General features: G+C 47.5%; 13 protein-coding genes. 2 read left to right on the forward strand and 11 right to left on the reverse strand.

Annotated elements, in window-relative coordinates; translation table 11 throughout:
• Window positions 1–38: 38 nt before the first annotated feature.
• Window positions 39–725: a LytR/AlgR family response regulator transcription factor gene (locus tag LQ567_RS15870; protein WP_231005731.1), complete on the reverse strand. Its 687-nt coding sequence runs from the start codon at window positions 723–725 to the stop codon at window positions 39–41.
• Between the two features lie 11 nt (window positions 726–736).
• A complete protein-coding gene (locus LQ567_RS15875; RefSeq protein WP_231005733.1) occupies window positions 737–1762 on the reverse strand; it encodes a sensor histidine kinase in 1026 nt (341 codons plus the stop codon).
• Between the two features lie 133 nt (window positions 1763–1895).
• Between LQ567_RS15875 and LQ567_RS15880 the strand changes: the two genes are divergently transcribed.
• Together LQ567_RS15880 and LQ567_RS15885 are read left to right on the forward strand one after the other, a co-directional pair.
• Window positions 1896–2714, forward strand: coding sequence for a DUF5694 domain-containing protein (locus LQ567_RS15880; protein ID WP_231005743.1), 819 nt, complete (start codon window positions 1896–1898; stop codon window positions 2712–2714).
• Between the two features lie 153 nt (window positions 2715–2867).
• Entirely contained in the window at window positions 2868–3944 is a 1077-nt protein-coding gene (locus LQ567_RS15885; RefSeq protein ID WP_231005745.1) for an aminotransferase class V-fold PLP-dependent enzyme, read from the forward strand.
• 25 nt (window positions 3945–3969) lie between these two features.
• On the opposite strand, the gene LQ567_RS15890 is transcribed toward LQ567_RS15885, so the two are convergent.
• The 9 genes from LQ567_RS15890 to LQ567_RS15930 form a co-directional block, all read right to left on the reverse strand.
• Window positions 3970–4677, reverse strand: a complete 708-nt coding sequence (locus LQ567_RS15890; RefSeq protein ID WP_231005747.1) for an MIP/aquaporin family protein — start codon at window positions 4675–4677, stop codon at window positions 3970–3972.
• Between the two features lie 38 nt (window positions 4678–4715).
• Entirely contained in the window at window positions 4716–6212 is a 1497-nt protein-coding gene (gene glpK / locus LQ567_RS15895) for a glycerol kinase GlpK (RefSeq protein WP_231005749.1), read from the reverse strand.
• A 187-nt stretch (window positions 6213–6399) separates the two neighbouring features.
• Window positions 6400–7419 carry a DUF6528 family protein gene (locus tag LQ567_RS15900; protein WP_231005751.1) on the reverse strand — a complete coding sequence of 340 codons (1020 nt, stop codon included), beginning with the start codon at window positions 7417–7419 and terminating at the stop codon, window positions 6400–6402.
• Between the two features lie 198 nt (window positions 7420–7617).
• A complete protein-coding gene (locus LQ567_RS15905; protein ID WP_231005760.1) occupies window positions 7618–8529 on the reverse strand; it encodes a glycerophosphodiester phosphodiesterase family protein in 912 nt (303 codons plus the stop codon).
• Window position 8530: 1 nt separating this feature from the next.
• On the reverse strand, window positions 8531–9223 hold the full coding sequence (locus LQ567_RS15910) for a GDSL-type esterase/lipase family protein (protein WP_231005762.1): 693 nt from the start codon (window positions 9221–9223) through the stop codon (window positions 8531–8533).
• A gap of 25 nt (window positions 9224–9248) precedes the next feature.
• Window positions 9249–9776 (reverse strand): hypothetical protein, encoded by a 528-nt coding sequence (locus LQ567_RS15915; RefSeq protein ID WP_231005770.1) that lies wholly within the window; start codon window positions 9774–9776, stop codon window positions 9249–9251.
• A gap of 69 nt (window positions 9777–9845) precedes the next feature.
• Window positions 9846–11480 carry a DUF5689 domain-containing protein gene (locus LQ567_RS15920; protein WP_231005772.1) on the reverse strand — a complete coding sequence of 545 codons (1635 nt, stop codon included), beginning with the start codon at window positions 11478–11480 and terminating at the stop codon, window positions 9846–9848.
• Between the two features lie 82 nt (window positions 11481–11562).
• On the reverse strand, window positions 11563–13149 hold the full coding sequence (locus tag LQ567_RS15925) for a SusD/RagB family nutrient-binding outer membrane lipoprotein (protein WP_231005774.1): 1587 nt from the start codon (window positions 13147–13149) through the stop codon (window positions 11563–11565).
• Between the two features lie 11 nt (window positions 13150–13160).
• Window positions 13161–16400, reverse strand: coding sequence for a SusC/RagA family TonB-linked outer membrane protein (locus LQ567_RS15930; protein ID WP_231005776.1), 3240 nt, complete (start codon window positions 16398–16400; stop codon window positions 13161–13163).
• Between the last annotated feature and the right edge of the window lie 370 nt (window positions 16401–16770).

A 16770-nucleotide genomic window follows, 5' to 3' on the forward strand; every position in this document is an offset into this window, starting at 1 on the left:
TTATATATTCTTGAAACACGCCCGATAGGCGTGTTTTTTTATGTTTCGCCGGTGCGCCGGATCCGCAGCTGAAATGCTTTCCGGTAGGTGTCTCCTACAGGGATCTCCTTCTGACCAATAACCAGCGTGCCCGGTTGTATTTTTTCCAGCCGGTCTATATTCACAATATAAGAACGGTGTACCCGTACAAACCGCTCCGGTGTGAGGCGCAACAGGATCTCCTTCAAATTGGTCAGTACCATAAAACTCCGCCGGACCGTGTAAATACGGATATAATCCCGCAGTCCCTCAATATATACTATTTCGTCCTCCCGGATGGGATGCTGCACACCGCTCTCTTTAATATAGAGCACCGGCACGGGTTGCACCAGGGCCTTCCATTGGCGGAACTTCACAACACTTTTTACAAACCGGTCATAACTTATGGGTTTTAATAAATAGTCGATCACCTGATACTGGTAACTGTCTACAGCATATTGCGGATACGCAGAGGTGATTACGAAACAATTTTGCCGGTTAAACTGGGCCATCAGTTCCATACCTGTTTTCTCCGGCATCCGGATGTCTATAAATACCAGGTCGGCAAGCCCCTCCTCCAGATAGGGAAGCACGGGCTGCAACCTTGTTCCACAGGCTATTACACCCAGCCCTTCTGTTTGCTCAATATAGTTTTTGAGCAGGGTTACCGCAAGCGGTTCATCATCCAGTATCACACAGCGGATCATTTTTATCTGGGTCAAAAATTTATTTGCAAATACACATTATAGATCTGCCCGGTTGTAGCGCATTGCAGCCGGTGCCGGTTGGGATAATAAAAGTTCAGACGCCGCTTTATATTTTCCAGGCCCACGCCTCCCACCGCATCTTTATGCCGCGTGCTGATCTTATTGGTTACTTCCAGCGTTAGCCGGGAAGCCGTTGTTTCCAGCACAATGGTTACCGGCGATGCCGCATCTTCCACCATCCCATGCTTAAGTGCATTTTCTATAAAGGGCGAAATCATAAAAGGCGGGATCAACTGCTGCTCATTGGCGATGCTTTTTTTAAACTGCAGATGCAAGGGTGCTTCATGCCGGAGCTGTTCCAACGCAATCAGGTTATCGATATACTGCACCTCTTCTGTAAGGAAAACGGTTTCCGCACCGGCTTCATACGTGGTAAAACGCATCATGCCCGCCAGAGCCTCTATAGCCGGCAGTGCGGCCTGAGACCGGTTAAATACCAGGGCGTAAATATTGTTTAAAGTATTAAAGATAAAATGAGGATTTACCTGGGCCTTCAAAAACTTTATTTCTGCCGACGCCTGCTGTACCTTCATTTGTGCATTTTCTTCCATCAGGCGGATGTTATGGATCAGCACCCACATAATGGTACTGATCACAACAGCGGGAAAGGCATAATATAAATTATCATACGCATAAAACCATAACGGCGGCGTGCCATAATAATTCCGGTATCCCCAAACAGCCGGGCTGATCACCTGCTCAAAACCATAGCGGATGCATAAAAACAATACATAACTGATCAGCACCGGCAGCAGGTATTTGATAACCGGGTTCTTTTTGCTGAAGAACGGTAATAAAAAAAAGTAATTGATATAAAACACAAGCGCAGTGATGACCAGGTAGGAAACATCAAAGAACCTCAGGCCCGGAAACTGCAGCCGGATTGCAGGTGCATACCCGATCCGGATAAACCGGATCCCTATAAACAAGACCCAGAATACCAGATGAATACTTATTGCTGTTTTTTTCCGGAGCATGCCCGTATTTTTTTATGTGAAGTACGTGGGAATTGACGAAATAACCAACCTGTTTGCAGACAAAAAAAGGGCGTTTGCAGAGTTTTTTTCCTTACATCGACGGCGTTTTACAAATTTGAAAAAATAGTTGATTATGGCAACCCATTCCCTTTACCTGCTATGCAGTTTCTTCCTTTCAATGGTGACCTTTGGGCAGCGCACCGTATTTAAGGATAAATTTGATGACGCAATTCCAGTATTAAACTTCGGCACCTTTCATATGGGATATACTCCGGATGCTACCAAAGTAGCCTTTGACAAAACAAACAAAAAGAACCAGCAGGAGGTGCACGCTATTGCGAAGCTGCTGGCGGCGTTTAAGCCTACCGTTATTGTGGTGGAGCGGGTACCGGAACGAAACCGGGAGTTATTAACGGAATATCAATCGTATGTAAAGACGCCCGGTATGGAATTTAAAAACCTGTCGGAGATCCAGCTCCTGGCTTATGAAGTTGGCCGGCTGAGCGGGGCAACCCGGATATACGGGATCGATTTTCACGAAAACTATAACTATATGCTTTTTAAGACGCTCCGGCAAAAAACGGATTCAATCACCATACCGCAATACAATAAGCTGGTGGAAGCATTTGCAAAGACCCGGAACGAAAAAACAATGGGCGTTAAAGACCGGTTGAAACTAATCAATCACCCGCAAAGCCTCGATTACCTGATCAATGTAAATGCAGACCTGCTCACGTATGTTTCTACAGAGGGGCATGCGGAGGGAGCGGATCAGGCCGCTAAGTTTTATCACCGGAACCTGGTCATGTTCTCCAATCTGAACCAGCTGCCGCTTACAAAAGATGACCGTGTTTTTATCCTGATGGGAGCAACGCACACGGCTTTTTTTAACGATTTTTTCCGCCGTAGTCCCAAATACCTGCCGGTGAATACGTTTGCTTATTTAAAGTAACGCGCCCGGCAAAAGAAGTTCTATCAAAAATTATTTTATACTGTCTTGTCATGCTGCGATGCCTTCCTGAACCTGTTTCAGGGTCCATCCGGTATCCGATTACGGCATCTTCTGTGTACCCGTCTTTATTTGTACTTTTAGCAAAAACATTTCATGACGGAACATATAACACCGGTTTACCTGAACACGGCCGCCTGCGGGCTTATTGCAAACACCGTACTGCAAACCGGACTTCATTTATACCAGGGTTTTGAACACATCGCCTCAGCGGCAAGTGAGCACTGGCGCGATGTACAGGCCCCGGAGATCCGCAGTCATATCGCCCGTTTTATAGCTACCCGTCCGGAAAATATCGCGCTTATTCCCAACTTTTCCTATGGGCTGAACGCGGTCGTGCAGGCGCTTAGCGGACAGGAAACGGTATTACTTTACCGGAAAGACTTTCCTTCTGTATTCATTCCCTTTGTGATCAATCATTTTAAGGTGGTTTGGCTGGATGACGACGACGGGTTTTCGATCGATCTCAATAAGATCGAATCCCTTATACGGTCTGAAAAAATAGATGTGGTAGCCATCAGCCATGTACAATGGCATTCTGGTTTCCGGATCGACCTGCAAGCCCTTTGCAGCCGTTGCAGGGAGCTTGGCGCCCGTACCATTGTTGATGCTACCCAAAGTCTGGGAGCGGTGCAGATCTCTATTCCGGAATTGCGTCCGGACGTGCTTATTGCCAGTAACTACAAATGGATGAATGCCGGTTTTGGTACAGGGATCCTGTACATGAGCCCGGAGTTTGCGGCACAGTATCCGCCCCGCATCTCCGGTGCACACAGCAATGCATTTCAATTTGCGGATCTGTCCTTCCGGCAAAATACCAGCGTTACCAATTACGAACCCGGAAGCCCGAACATGTTTGGCTTTTCTATCCTGAATAAAGCCATTGAGGAAAAAAACAGCCGGGGCATGGAGCAGATAGAAGCCCATAACCGGATGCTGACGGACGCTTTGCTGCAACAGCTCTCCGTTCCTGTTATCGGCGGCAGGGATCTGCAAAACAGAAGTTCGATCGTGGTGATCCGGGAGGAAAACGGGTTACACGAATTTCTTTTGAAAAATAACATCATCACCACGCTACGGAACGGGCATATCCGTGTCAGTATCCATTTTCATAATACCGCAGCCGATATTGAACGCCTGATGCAATGCATTGGCGACCATCATAACGGCTAGGGAGCAATCGCTCCGGTTGCTGGCTTTATGCCAGCTGCTGAAACACAATGGCCGCCAGCACGGCACCGATCAATGGTCCCACTACGGGGATCCAGCTGTAGCTCCAGTCGCTGCCGCCTTTTTTGCCAAGGGGTAAAATCGCATGCATAATGCGTGGTCCCAGGTCGCGCACGGGGTTAATGGCATAACCGGTAGGCCCGCCCAAACTTAAGCCGATAGCCAGCACAATGAATGCCACGGGTAACGCATCCAGGGCGCCCAGGCTATTGGAAGGTGCCACGATAAATAACACCGAAAGCACCAGTATAAACGTTCCGATAATTTCCGTGATCAGGTTATGCGGCGTACTGCGGATGGCCGGAGCCGTACTGAAGGTGGCCAGTTTCAGACCGGTGTCTTCTGTTTGCTGATAGTGTTGCCGGTAGGCCGCCCAAACCCCCAGCTGGCCAAGCATGGCACCCACCAACTGTCCGCCGATATACTCCGGAATAGCCGAGGGTTCTACTTTTCCAAGCCAGGCCAGTGCCACCGTTACTGCCGGGTTCAGGTGCGCACCGCTTACTTTTGCGGATACAAAGACCCCCACAAAAACAGCCATAGCCCAGCCAAACGTTATTACGATCCAGCCGCTGTTGTTTCCTTTTGTTTTATTTAATACCACATTGGCCACGACTCCGTTCCCCAAAATAATAAGGAAGAATGTGCCGATCAATTCACTTGTAAAAATATTCATATGGTTTTGTTTATCGTTTGACGGTTCTTGTTTATCGTTTAAATTTCTTCCGCCCAAACCTGTGCGGCACGTACGGCACGTTTCCATCCCTTGCTCAGTTGATCCCGAACATCATCGCTCATATAGGGTTCAAACTGCCGATCTACCTGCCAGTATTGTTTCACCTCATCCAGGTCTTTCCAAAAGCCAACTGCCAGTCCGCTGAGGTAGGCTGCACCCAGGGCGGTTGTTTCAGTGATCTTCGGACGCACGACCATTGTGTTTAACAAATTGGCCTGAAACTGCATCAGGTAATTGTTCACTGTAGCGCCACCGTCAACCCGCACTTCCTTTATCTCCAGGCCGGAATCGGCCTCCATTGCTTTTAGCACATCCATTGTCTGGTAGGCAATGCTTTCTACTGCTGCCCGCGCAATATGCCCGTCCGAACTGCCCCGGGTCAGCCCGGTAATAATGCCCCTGGCATGTTGATTCCAGTAAGGAGCCCCCAAACCGGTAAAAGCCGGCACCATGTATACCCCGCCATTATCGGCTTCCGTTGCGGTTAAGGCCTCAATATCGCCCGATTTCTGGATCAGCTTCAGTCCATCACGCAGCCATTGCACTACCGCCCCGGCAATAAACACACTTCCTTCCAGCGCATAGCTTACTTCGTTATTGATTTTCCAGGCAATGGTGGTTAGCAGGTTGTTTTTCGAAGGCACGGGTTTATTACCGGTATGCATCAGCATAAAGCAACCGGTGCCATACGTATTTTTTACCATCCCCGATTGTGTACACATCTGGCCGAACAATGCCGATTGCTGATCACCGGCAATACCGCTTACCGGTATCCTTGCGGCAGTGATGAGTTGCTGCGTGTGTCCGTATACTTCGCTGCTGGAACGCACTTCCGGCATCATGCTTTTCGGAATTCCGAATAGCTGCAGCAATTCTTCATCCCAATCCAGGGTATGGATGTTGAATGCCATGGTACGGGAAGCGTTGCTCACATCCGTGGCATGCACCTCCCCGTTGGTCAGCTTCCACAATAACCAGGAGTCTACGGTTCCAAAACACAGATCCCCGTTCTCCGCCCTGGCCCGGGCTCCGTCTACATTTTCCAGGATCCATTTTATTTTGGTGGCAGAGAAATATGCATCTGTTACCAATCCTGTTTTCTCCTTTATTTTTTCAGCCGATCCATCCTTTTTCAGGGTATCGCAATAATCAGAGGTCCGGCGGTCCTGCCATACGATGGCATTATGAATGGGCTGTGAAGTATGCCGGTCCCAAACCACGGTTGTTTCCCGCTGGTTGGTGATGCCGATGCATGCAATATCCTGTGTGGTGAGCCCGGCTTTTACAATGGCTTCGGTTGCTACCCCCAGTTGTGTAGACCAGATCTCGTTGGCGTCGTGCTCTACCCAACCGGGCTGGGGAAAGATCTGTGTAAATTCTTTTTGGGCTACGGCAACAATATTACCGGCCTTATCAAAAATAATAGCCCTCGAGCTTGTGGTTCCCTGGTCAAGAGATAGAACATATTTTGGCATATACAATCTTGTTTATAAAAAAGTGAAAATAAAAAATTCTGTTTATGAGCGGGCAAATAAATTTTTAAAAAATGAGCCGCTCCGGGTTGATCCTTTCGAATGCTGTCCTTTTTCTCCGCTGCGCCTTGCTCGTCTTACATCTTTCTGTTATATCATCCAATACTGGCAAACAAACGAAGAAACTGCTTTATGGATGTGTGCACTCATGAAAATGGTCCCCTGCGGGATAGCTAAATGTGTTTACCAGCTTCCACCTTGCTTTATACAACCCGATAGCGGTATTTTTATATACCAAACTGCCGTTAATATCCAGCAGCTGGTCGGTTCTCCATGTTTCGCCACCGGCACCGGTTGCTCTTGCAATAATGGTTGGATATCCGGAAGGACCGGAAGATACAGATTTAACGCTGCCGGTCGCTTTTATTAATGTAAAAGCGCCTGAGGTTACGTTGAACTTATAGATATTGCCGGAGTTGGTCAGCCAGAGATCCGTTGTACTGCCGTATACCGGAAACAGTTCGTGTGCATTGCCCTGGGGCATCGTATAGGTGGCTTTCAGCGTAAGCTTGGGTGCCGAGCAACTGCCATTGTATGTGAACACCTTTAACTTATCTTTTCCCGCTGCATACAGCTGCTGGCGGGCATGATCCCATACCACATTATGCACATCTTCAAAATCTGCCGCTTTTACCTGGCTGGATTGATCGTTAATATAGGAATCTACGGTGAAGATCATCAGGTACCCCCCGGTAGTGGATGCGGTTACCACATTTCCATTTGGCAGGAGTTCTGCAGAATGGGTATTGCCTCCTGCATAGTCGTACCAGATGGCTTTTTTACTGGATACGCTGATGAGGGCCACTCCGCCTCCGGATGCTGTTGCTAAAATATAGCTACCATTATAAACCAGCTTGGCATCGCTCAGGTTAGAAAACCATGCCTGTGCGGCACTGTGTATCATGGCATATGAGCCGGAGGCCTTCCACTCCCAGGTGATCTGGTTGTTATTGGCAATATCTACCATAATGATGCGGGCATTTTTCTGATCGCAGATAATCACTTCCCTGGGTGTGGCGGCTGCCGTTACAGCACCGGATACTTCTGAGGATAATTTTTTAGCAGCTGCAGGTCCATCATTCAAATTCGTATTCGTCTTATTACAAGCCGGGGTAAACAGCAGCATTGCGGCGATAAGGAATAGTTTCATGCCTGAAATTTATAGATTAAAAAATTGTCGTTTCCGAAGTTTTGAATATGCAGGAACCGGCGTTCCGCTATCAGCAATCGAATCATTCTTATCCGGCCCGCCGAAAAAATGCGCTGTGATCCTTGGACAATATATTCTGCCGATTATCGGACGAACAAATCATGATCTTTCCCAACGATCTTGCCCTACCCTAAAAAGTTATTTCAGCTGGTAAAATAAATCCGGGTAATCGGTGATGAGCCCGTCGGCACCCATATCCGCCAGCTTTTTAATCGTGGCAATATCATCCACCGTCCAGGGAACGATCTTTATATTCCGCTGATGACATTCCTTTACCAGCTCGGGGGTAACAATGGAATAATGCGGACTGTAATACTCCGGTGTATAACCCAGGCTTTGTAACTGCGCTTCCAGGCTACGCTTTTCCTTATCCCCGATCAAAAGCGAGGTTTGTACCTGGGGGTATTTTTCATGCATGATCTTTAATGCCCGTTCGTCAAAACACTGGATGATCATGCGCTTCCCGATATTAAAGGGCAAAATGGTTTGCATAGCCAGGTCTGTAAATTCCGCTACCGGCGGACAATAAACACCTTCTCCCTTGGGATTGGATTTTATTTCGATATTATACTGGATCTTTACGCCTTTCTTTTTGGCATAGGCTTCTGTTGCCGCCAGCAGGTCTTTCAACAGGGGTTTTACGGCTGCTATTTTTTTCTGCCGGGGAACGGCTGCATAAAACTTCTTCCCTACATCATATTTCTTTATAGAGTCATAGGTCATTGTATACAGGATCCGCTTCTTTGCCGTCTCAGGTGTCAGGGTGTCGCCTTCAGGGGTAGTAGTAAATCCATAGTTAAAAGTGGCGTCATGCGATACTACGATCTGCCCGTCCTTGGTTACCTGCATGTCCATTTCCAGCGTGGTAATGCCCATGTCGATAGCGTTCAGCATAGCAGGGATGGTGTTCTCCGGCATCAATCCTTTACCGCCCCGGTGCGCCTCCATGTCGAAGTGCTGGTACTTTGCCGGAAGCACGATCTTCTTTTGCGCATTGCATGCTACCACTGCGGTCAGCAATAATGTGGTGCTTAATAGTTTTAATTTCATCTTACAAGTATTTTCCTTCGTTTAAAATCTTTGCCCACAACCGGTACCCGTTTATGTTCAGATGCAGCCCGTCGTAGGTAAGGGTTTTATCCAGTTTTCCGTCCTTTAAAAAATGCGGGTGCAGGTCTATAATGGTGATGCGTTCTTCCTTTCCCAGCTTTTTCAGCCCTTCATTTACGGCGGCAATATGTTCATCCTTGCCGTAATGGTTCTTCTTTGGTGGCACATCGCTGTTCACCGGCAGTACCGTTTGAAAGTAAATTTTAGTGGCAGGACTTTCCTGTTTGATCTGCCGGATGATGCGTTTATAATTATCCAGGATCACGGCGTCCGGAACATTCCGGGAAATGTCGTTTGTGCCGATCAGGATAAATACTTTCTGCGGTTTCCCTTCGGTTACTTCATGCAGCCGCTCCAGCACGCCAAAAGTAATATCGCCGCTGATGCCACGGTTACGGGCCAGCGGGTTTTGCAACAGCTCGGTCCAGTCAACACCCGCGGTAATGCTATTGCCCAGGAAAACAATATCTTTCGAGGAATTAGGAAAGGATTTAAACTGATCTACCTTTAACGCATAACTGCCGGGGCGGTATGTACTGTCCCAGGCGGTGGTTTGGGCCTGGCTGCTCATACCACCAAGGATACAGGCCACTACAAAGCCGGCCTGTATCCTTTTTTTTAAACTTAATTTCATCGTTTTTGCAATTTCCATTTACGGTTTACTCTATTTCATTTTCGTTTGTGAATAAAAACTCCTGCGGATCACTGAGGTCTTCTCCACATTCATTTTTGATTATATAATCAATGGCATAGTCGCCGGGCGGAAGGCTTACCGGAAACATATAATAATAATTCCTTTGAAAGTTGTGAATAGTGCCGGAACCCATATAACCATAATTCGGCCCGTTTGCCCAAATGGAATATTCGAGTACATAGGGACCGGTTCCGCTAAAATTCATACTAAAACTATTGTACTGGGTTACGGCGTTATATATTACATTCATTGTAAGCCCACTTGTCCAGGTGGTTTCGCTGCAGTCGGTATCCGCGGTGATGCTTTTTAAGTTGTTTAAAAAGCTGCTTTCCCAAAACGTTGTGTAATTGATTTTTTCTAGGATGGTCTGTTTCTGCCAGCCGATAGCGGTTGCAGGCACTACTGATTTTTCTGCTTTTGTGAAGGCTGAAAGGCTGAAGAAGCCGGTCAGCAATGCAAATACTCCGATTGTGAAGAAGATTCCTTTTTTCATGTTTTTATGTTTAAAGGTGATTAAAAAACGTTCGGGATGTATTCAACAACGCATAAATCCCCGCAGTTACTATTCCACAATTTTTGTAATAAGCGAATCATTGGGCCCACTACGGCCGCTTTCTATATCCGCAATAGTAGCCGCTTCATGACCATCTTCCGTTTTTTGAAATAGTTCGACCACGGTCTGCTTCCGGGCTGTGGTCCAACGGCCCAGGGTAATATTATATACGCCGCCCATCATATTATATAAGCCTGCATCTGCCGGTGCAGTGGGGTTGGCAGCATTTACTGCGTAGGGCATGTTGGTGGTATTACCGGTAGAACGATAATGCAAATAAGGTACCACCATCGGTTTGTACGTATCCGGATCGATACCCACAGAATACATCGAGTACCAGTCGTTATTACAGATCCGGTAGCCTAATATGGGGTTCTTGGATGGATCATAAAGAGAGGTGGTTCCTCCCGTGGCTACAAATAGCACATCTTCCGGAACTGATTTTTCGGTAACCGTGGTTCCTTTAAACAATGCCACACCACAGGCGTTTCCGTTATTGGGCCAGGGGCCGGAGCTGCTAAATGTACTGGCCCGTGCCAATCCTCCATCACCGGCATTGGTTCCGCTGGTAGCAAACGTTTTTTGATACCAGTTCGTTTCAGCGGGAAAAGAAACGGTGCCCGCATTGCCATTGATCTTCCTGTTCTGGAAACCGAAATAAAAGAATTGTCCTTTGAGTGCCTTACCCGATGTTATATTCCATTTGATGGTGCGCTGCCCGCCGGTGGCCCATCCGGCATCAAGCGCAGGAGTAGCGGTGCCGGCATTGGCACAAAAAACAATGCTGTACGGCGTAACAGAAAAATCAATATCCCTGGTGGCGATCATCTGCACGTATTCATTGCCGCCATCTCCGCCTTTGGGATCGCCCATAAACCCGGAGATGATCAGGTCCTGTGCGGAAGAACCCATATCGATCATATCATCTCCCGCTCTCGTTCTAAGTTGTACGGCACCTTCCGTTGTACCAAAAGGGATCCCTACATAAGCACCCAGTCCGTACGGCGCATTATTCGCATAACTTACATCTGGATTCGTATACAACGTAACATCTCCAAAACCATCGTTAATTTTTTTAGCGCCGCTGATCACATCCCCTGGCTGCGGTGCCGGGTTGAAGCCGGATTTGTTAATAATGCACAGCGAGCTTTCATAATCGCCCGGCTTTGCCTGCAGCTGAACGGAAGTTATGGCATTTAATGCCACTTTCCCTTTGCCTTTGGGCGTAATGTTGGACGTGGTAATTCCCGTAAGGGTTAAAATACCGTTTTTCCGGGTTATGGTACTGCCAACGATGTCGATCATTACCGAATCGCCCGGATGATAATTGGCGGCTTCTGTGCCAAGATCAATAGAGATCCCTCTTAGTAAACTTAACCGGCGACTGTCCTGCACCACCAACAAGCCCTCCGGAATATTTCCGGCGGTATGGTCGGATATTACCACAGCTGCGAGCCGGGTACCACCAAACAGCATCTCCTTGGTAAGTGTTACGTCCTGATCCTTGTAAATCGGACGCACATCCAGGATGGCAACCACATCATAGGGCGTTCCGCCCGGATAATTTTCGTATGTGTTTTTGGTACAGCCGTTGATCACCGCTGCTACACCTAACACTAAAAAAAGATTGACTATCTGTTTCATCTTTATAATTTTTTTCCCGCATATCCTGGTATTCCTTCCGTCTATGGGGCTTTCTATTTTTAAAGTTATTCTGAGTGATTCCTTACGGCTTCTGCCACCATACATTGGTATTGATCTGATCCGGGCCCTGTGCGGCCACGGCCGTTTTATAATTGGTGGGGTTGGCAGACTGCACATAAACCGGATATACCAGCCGTGCCGGCATTACACCTCCGTTTTGCAAACCGGGGCCCTTGGGCAACTCCGGATGTCCTGTGCGCCGGTATTCAAACCACTGCTGCATATCGGTCATAAATAATGCATAGTACTTCTGCAAATGGATCAGTTCCATTTTACTGTTTTCTCCCGGGCCGGCTTCCAGCGGAAGATCATCCTTCCATACAACGCTACCGGCGCCAAGATTTTCAATATGGGTGGCAAAATTTGTAGATGTGATGCTCTCCGGAAAGTCGGGCACCCAGTAGTTAATGGCAGAAGCGATACCCTGGTAAAAATACGTTTTTGCATCACCGCCAATCCAGCCTTTGGCCGCTGCTTCTGCAAGAATGAACTGCACTTCGGCGTATTGCATAATGATCCCCGTTAAGGCATTTTGCTGCAGCGACATCACGCCACCGGTGCTGGAATTATCATTACTTTGGAAATAACATCCCTTGGCATCTCCGTGGCCGGGAGCATATCCGCTTTCCACGCCAAACCATCCGCCTCCGCTGGCTTGTGAAATGCCCAAACGTCCGATGCTTCCATACCCATAGGGCTTACCTGCCTGAAACCTCGGGTCATTCCATGCAACCAGCTGATCCAGGAAGAAACTACAGATGGCCGGGCTTCTAAAATCCTGTGCCCGGATTCCGTTTACATACGGAGAAGTATAAGGGTCTGTAGTGCTGGTGCCTCCGGTCCAGAGGATCCGGGCGCAATCGGCATTTGAGGTCATGATCGGATAATCTGCCGGGTTTTGAACGATCTGTTTTATTTTATCCTGGCATTGCTGCGCCACGTCGGCCTTTCCGGATATCCGGAGCAATAACCGCAGGTATAAAGAATTTCCAAACTTTCTCCATTTTGAAATATTCCCCCCATAAACCGGATCACTCGACTGCACAATGTGCATAGAATCGTTTACCAACAACTGATTGGCCTCTTCGAGCTTTTTAAATAAATCCAGATAAATATCTTTTTGCCGGTCGAAGGCCGGTTGCATATTTCCCTGTTTTCCTTTTAGCGCATCAAAGTAGGGAATATCTCCATATGTATCCGTTAAGTTCGCAAAGGCCCAGGCTTCGCAAATGCGGGCAATGCCCTGGTAAGACGTGTTTATAATATCTCCCCGGCTTGCCAGGCTGTCAATATCCCGGAAATTAGTCAGCTGCACAAACCAGGCGTTCCAGAGATAGTCTGACTGGTTTGACCGGAAGGCATACCGGAACACCGTGTTATCACCATCACTGATACTCACCGTAACCTGCATCAGCTCATTATTAAAACTCCGGTTGCGCGACATACCCGGCCAAAGAGTATTATAGATTGCCGGCGCCAGTAACTTATCGGCTGAAGTATTTAAAATATTGATCGGGTCAATATTCATTTTTTCAAACCCTTTTTTGCAGGAGAACAGCGTTGACAACGTCAACAACACCACCCCTGCAGAAAATAATGTCTTTTTCATATTTAACTAAATTAAAGTCCAATATTTAAATTAAAACCAAACGTACGCGTAGAGGGAAACTGTCCCACTTCAAACCCGGTTACGATATCTGTTCCGCTAAGTGTACCAAATTCCGGATCAAAGATGGGCCAGGGCGACCAGATGAACAGATCGCGTCCATACACACCAATAGAAGCGGATTTTAATCCAATCCGTTTCAAGGTCTTTGGCTTAAAGGCATAGTAGATAGACGCCTCACGGAATTTGATAAAATCCGTCTTGAAGGTGCTTCCTTCTGCATTATAAGAGCCCATATTATATTGATAGTACTGATCGATATCCGTTGCCACCACATCGTTTTTCCGGTAGCCGGTAACTTCACCTTTATCATTGAGTACTTCCAGTACCCCGTTACCAATAATACCGTTATATCTGCCCGGTAGCGTGGTCTTCAGTTTTCCCTGCTCAATCATCTTATAATGTGTGAGGGAATAGGCCACGGCCCCGGCCTGCGCGTCAAACAACACCTTTAAGCTAAACTGCCGGTATTTAAAATTGTTACCAAGACTGGCTTTATATTTCGGTGTGGTATTCCCTAAGAAAATAATATTGCTTGTAATTTTCGGGAAGCCGGTTGCAGGATCAAAGATTACCTGACCATCCGGGCTTCGCTGATAACCCAGTCCGTATAAATCACCCATACTGCCTCCAATGCTGGCTACGATCTGACCGCTGGCTATTTGCCCGGACCTCAGAAGAATGGTGCTATCCGGCATGGAAACGATCTTGTTTTTATTGGTGGCAAAAGTGGCAAACACATCCCAGCCAAATCCATTCCTGTTTACAATGGGTTTTCCGTTCACCGATAATTCCAGCCCCCGGTTGTTCACCCGCCCGGCATTGATTACCGCATAGTCATAGCCCGAAGACCGGTCTAGGGTTCTTGTTAAGATCTGGTTGCGGGTATTTCCCCAATAAACAGCCAGGTCAAATCCTATCCGGTTTTTAAATAACTGCACCTCCGTTCCTAACTCAAAGGTTGTGGTGGTTAGCGGTTTCAGATTTTCATTAGGCAGCACCCTGGGATTGGATAACGCGCTGTCGGGAAAAAGGCCGCCGCCGCCCACTGTTGCAAGCTGATAGGTATAGGCTGTCCGATAGGGTGTAGTACTACCGCTTCCCACCTGCGATATGGAGGCCCTGAGTTTTGCATAACTAATCGCATCCGGAAGTTTTGTAAAATCAGACAGTACAAAACTGGTATTTAAGGAAGGATAGAAAAAGCCTACATTATCCGTTCTGTTGGCGGTGGCCAACACACTGTTCCAGTCCTGCCTGCCGGTTAATTCTGCAAAAAGGTAATTTTTATAGCTGAAATTCACAATACCATACAAGCTGTTGATCTGATACCGGCTGGTATCCGGCAGATAAATCAACCCATACAGATTACTATCCAGGTTGTATATACCAGGATAAGGCGAACCATTTAGCGAGTCAGGGAACTTCAATCCGTCTGCCCGAACATCTTTTTTATAATATTGATTCTTAAGCTGGCTTCCACCCACCGATACGCCTATTTTTATATCCTTCGACAGGCTTTTGTTATACCGGGCCAAAAAGTCGTAACTGATCTCCCTGGAATACACATCCTGCAGCCGTATTGAACCCTTGGTTAACCGGGTACCGGCATCGTAAGGCCGGTCCTGTTCCCGTTTATCCATAGACCAGTCCAGGTTTCCGCGCACCATCAGGCTCAGTTCTTTTGTAAGCTGGTAGTTCAACTGCACATTACCGGTTACATTATTTCTACGGGTCTTATTTAAATATTCATTGACAATGGCAAAGGGATTTTGCGGAAAAGAACTAAACGGATACCGCATCTTCCGGTACATACTGTCGCTGCTATAAGAGCTACCCGGACTACCCATCCAGTAATTGCGCAGCCAGTTAAAATCAGCATTGGGCTGCCAGAAGATATACCAGTACATCAGCGACTGGTTTCCGTATCCCGCTGCCGGAAGGTTATCACTGCTTCTGTAACCATAGTTTACTTTGGTAGACAATTTCAGTTTCTTGGTAATATCGGTGTTGGTTGTCAAACTTGCAGATTTCCGGTCGAACCCGGTATTAGGAACGATCCATTTGTTATTCTGCACCGCGCCGGTTACCCGGAACGCCGTGGTACCCAGTTTTCCGTCGAGACCCAGGTTATAGGTGAGGTTTTTACCCACATCCCAAAAGTCATTAATATTATTATACGGGATCCATGGCGTTCTTTCAGTGGCCCGGGTTTGCGTTACGGGATCATATTGATAAAAAGATTGCCCGTCAAATTTAGGTCCGTAAGCAGAACTGGTTCCGCTGGTACTGGCACCGTCCACACCCGCACCGTAGGAATAGTAATTAGCTCCACCGGTACCCTGGCCATATTCATATTGAAGATCGGGCGACCGGTTTAATGACTCCATAGAACCATTTGCAGAGAACCGTACATTGATCCGGCCCTTCTTTTTTGCTGCAGAAGACTTAGTGGTAATGATAATGGCGCCGTTTGCACCCCGTTGCCCGTACAAGGCAGCAGCAGCCGGGCCCTTCAGTACCGAAACGCTTTCGATATCCTGTGGGTTTAAATCATTCAGCGAGCTACCGTAATCCGCCGGCAGGTTATCGCTGTTGGTAGCGTACACGTTATCGGATCGATTTGCAGAACGCCGTCCGCTACCGCTGCTGATCACCACTCCATCCACAACGATCAGCGCTTCATTCTCGCCCGTAAGATTGTTCTCTCCGCGAAGGATGATCTTATTAGAACCGGCCGGACCAGAACCGGAGCGTACCAGGTTCAACCCTGCAACCTTTCCCGAAAGCGCATCCGTCCAGTTGGAAGATACCGCTTCCGTTAGCTGAGTGCTGTCGATTTTTGTAAGTGCATACCCCAGGGATTTTTCCTGTCGCTTAATGCCCAACGCCGTAACCACCACTTCATCTTCCTGTTTACCTTCTCCTTCCAGCGCTATGTTGATGGTGGATTGTTGTTCTACTTTACGTTGCTGCTCTTTATACCCTACCGCAGAAAAAACCAATACTTCATTGTTCATTATAACAATGGAATACTGGCCCTGTGCGTTGGTGGTGGTTCCCCTCGAAGAACCTTTGATCAGCACCGTGGCATTGACAATGGGCTCCGACGTTTCCTTTGATGTAACGATGCCTTTTACCGTTTTGCCTTGTGCAAATAAAAGCACCGGGGCCAGCAGCAGCGTTAAACCCAAAAGTAGCGGTTTTAAACGCAGGACCCGATGGATAGTTGATTGAACGATCATACCTGTAGTATTATGTTTTATTTTTCTTTCGGGATAAACCCGGATTGTTGCCCAACAGACATTATATACCTGAACCAGCCGGAGACTGATCATTGCACTGCCCTGCCTGCCGCATCCGGAGCACTCCGTAAGCAGCAGGTACCGCAATCCCTGATATATAAATAGATGCAGCCAGTAGTCGGTAATACGCAACAGTTTTATGGATGGACCCGCTGCCTGATGCTACCGATGTCCAAACCTGGCCATCTGTAAAATTTCCCCGCCCTGCTTTTTTTAACAGGGCGCTTCCGATTCTTTTATGGATTTGTGCTCTTAAAAA

This window comes from Niabella pedocola, assembly GCF_021044425.1.
Lineage (GTDB): Bacteria > Bacteroidota > Bacteroidia > Chitinophagales > Chitinophagaceae > Niabella > Niabella pedocola.

Excerpts from the sequence above, each read along its gene's own strand:
- LQ567_RS15880 (WP_231005743.1), top strand. The coding sequence starts at position 1,896 with ATGGCAACCCATTCCCTTTACCTGCTATGCAGTTTCTTCCTTTCAATG.
- LQ567_RS15890 (WP_231005747.1), bottom strand. The coding sequence starts at position 4,677 with ATGAATATTTTTACAAGTGAATTGATCGGCACATTCTTCCTTATTATT.
- LQ567_RS15885 (WP_231005745.1), top strand. The coding sequence starts at position 2,868 with ATGACGGAACATATAACACCGGTTTACCTGAACACGGCCGCCTGCGGG.
- LQ567_RS15920 (WP_231005772.1), bottom strand. The coding sequence starts at position 11,480 with ATGAAACAGATAGTCAATCTTTTTTTAGTGTTAGGTGTAGCAGCGGTG.
- LQ567_RS15925 (WP_231005774.1), bottom strand. The coding sequence starts at position 13,149 with ATGAAAAAGACATTATTTTCTGCAGGGGTGGTGTTGTTGACGTTGTCA.
- LQ567_RS15915 (WP_231005770.1), bottom strand. The coding sequence starts at position 9,776 with ATGAAAAAAGGAATCTTCTTCACAATCGGAGTATTTGCATTGCTGACC.
- LQ567_RS15870 (WP_231005731.1), bottom strand. The coding sequence starts at position 725 with ATGATCCGCTGTGTGATACTGGATGATGAACCGCTTGCGGTAACCCTG.
- LQ567_RS15875 (WP_231005733.1), bottom strand. The coding sequence starts at position 1,762 with ATGCTCCGGAAAAAAACAGCAATAAGTATTCATCTGGTATTCTGGGTC.
- LQ567_RS15910 (WP_231005762.1), bottom strand. The coding sequence starts at position 9,223 with ATGAAATTAAGTTTAAAAAAAAGGATACAGGCCGGCTTTGTAGTGGCC.
- LQ567_RS15905 (WP_231005760.1), bottom strand. The coding sequence starts at position 8,529 with ATGAAATTAAAACTATTAAGCACCACATTATTGCTGACCGCAGTGGTA.
- glpK (WP_231005749.1), bottom strand. The coding sequence starts at position 6,212 with ATGCCAAAATATGTTCTATCTCTTGACCAGGGAACCACAAGCTCGAGG.
- LQ567_RS15900 (WP_231005751.1), bottom strand. The coding sequence starts at position 7,419 with ATGAAACTATTCCTTATCGCCGCAATGCTGCTGTTTACCCCGGCTTGT.